The organism is Ureibacillus terrenus, assembly GCF_006569205.1.
Taxonomy (GTDB): domain Bacteria; phylum Bacillota; class Bacilli; order Bacillales_A; family Planococcaceae; genus Ureibacillus; species Ureibacillus terrenus.
The window spans coordinates 1-2,166 of record NZ_VIGD01000047.1 but is presented as its reverse complement, the minus strand read 5'-3'; the positions used below and the strand labels follow the sequence as shown (position 1 = coordinate 2,166).

2 protein-coding genes are annotated in these 2,166 nt (G+C 39.5%); both read right to left on the bottom strand.

What is annotated here, in order from left to right; all coding sequences use genetic code 11:
• Positions 1-1,001, bottom strand: a 1,001-nt coding sequence (locus FKZ59_RS14175; RefSeq protein ID WP_141603384.1) for a cytochrome ubiquinol oxidase subunit I, incomplete at its 3' end; no start/stop codon positions are given.
• Positions 994-2,166: c-type cytochrome (locus FKZ59_RS14170; RefSeq protein WP_141603383.1), on the bottom strand; the 1,173-nt coding region annotated here is incomplete at its 5' end. The genes FKZ59_RS14170 and FKZ59_RS14175, both read right to left, overlap by 8 nt.

Genomic DNA, 2,166 nt, shown 5'->3' with positions numbered 1-2,166 from the left:
GTTCTTGGGAATTCATCAAAATAAGGGGATAAATAAGTTTCTCTTACTTCATGACGGATCCATCCCATAATGCCCACAATTAACACGAACACAGCCGCCGATAAAACAAAGGATTTGAAGGAATCTTTATATCCCGCAAGGAATAAAAAGACGCATAAAATAATGGTTAAAACGATTGAAAGCATTAATAAAGTAGTTAATAATAAATCTTCACCCATGAATAACATTCTGACTTCCGGTTTAAAGGCGAATAACAGGATGAATCCTGCAATTAATTGCACTACTGTAATCCATAAGCTCACTTTGGCACCAAATAATTTCAGGCTTTGTTCATAATCTTCCAAACTGCCTTTTTTTCGGCTTTTGTATGCGTAAAACAGGAATACATAAAAGCCGCCTGTAGCAAGACTGGCAAGGATGAAATGCAAATATCTTTGCCAAATTTGCGGATAATACAATAAGCTAGGGAAAAATCCTTGAACCTCGCCCCACTTGTCTGGATACAGCATCGAAGTAATATTCACGATGAAAATAAGCGGGATATATAACAAGATCAACATTGCTGCAAATCCTACAAGAATATGCAGCGCTTTTTTATTTTCCCACTTATCCCAGGTGAATTTATAAAGATAGAGTAATAGGAAAGCGATGATTAATAAAGGAATGACACTGAGCCACGTTTTTCCGATCAAAATGGTGCTTGGATAAAAATATTGGGTATAAATCACGCTGATAATGAGCAGGGGAGCTACCCCCATTACAACAGCGATGCTTTTATGAATGGATGCGTGAAAAGAACAACTTTTTGCCATATGGTACAATAAAGCGTTTTTTCTGATTTTCCCGGCAATCTCCAATCCGACCGCACCCGTCGCCAAAGAAACCGTAAAGTTTACAAAAAGAATATGAATGATAAACGTAACGATAATCAATAATTCCATTAAACCGATTGGTCCCGGGATTGGTAACGGATTATCCGGAGAAATCGGCAAATTATTCATTTTGACTTACCTCCTTTTCATTATTTACGCGGTCAATTTCTGATTTCAAATAGGCTGCTAAGGCATCCAATTCTTCTTCAGTTCCCATGAAAGGAGGCATGGCAACCCGCACCGTATGCATGGTTGGTATATAGTTTTTCAATGCTTCTTCATCCCATCCGGCTAAACGCTTTCCTAACGCCCTTTTTGTTCTCCAACCATCGATGGTATGGCAAGCAATACATTGGCCTACAAAAACTTCTCTTCCGGCCTCCACTTTGTTTTCTTCCGTAATTTCCTTTTCTTTTGCCCAAGTCGCATTGGCTAAAAAGCCCTCTTCATTCATTTTTTCCCGATCTTGGGCGAGAAGTCCGTTTGCGTACATGTAATCATAAATGATGAAAGGTTTTCGAATGTATTCCCTTACCACCTCAAATTCTCCGATAAATCCGATGGACGCACCAAACACTGCTATAGAAAGGATAATGGGCACTTTTTTCGGGCTTCGGATAAGCCAAACAGAATAAACCAGTAAAATCAATAATGCAAGACCATTGATGATTTTAAATGTACTTTCGGTCATTCCTGTTGCCAACACAATCATATTGTAGGCCTGATCCGGAATGGACCATAAATACCAAAGCCCTAAAACGAAGGTCATTGGCAAAGAAATCGCACCCCAAAAACCGAATACTTTAAAGGATTCTTCCCTCAGTGAAAGGTCTTTTACGAATAGACGTATGAATAATGAAACAAGTACAATCGCCAATAAGATAGCTAAGAACATTCGGAATCCTAAAGAAGGCAAATACGTTGGGTTAAAGAAGGCATTCCAGAATGAGAATGTCTCAATCCATTTCCCGGGTGTCAATTTTGCTGCCAACACGCCTGTGATAATGGCCATTGTCAGCCATGAAGCAATACTTAAGCCAACTCCTATATAAATATGTTTTCTTTTCTTCTCCGGATCTTGCCAACGGTCCCATGTGTAATAGTAAACGAGCAATAAAATGACTTCGGTGATGAAGCAGACCCATTCTGTTACCCAAGCCCAGAAAAAGATTCGCAATAAAGAACCAATCGAATCCGGCTGAATGACCGTTGTCGAAAACCAGATTCCCACACCGGTCATCGCTCCTACTGTTGTAGTGATGATTAAAATCCATTTCGCAATGTTTTTGGCCAA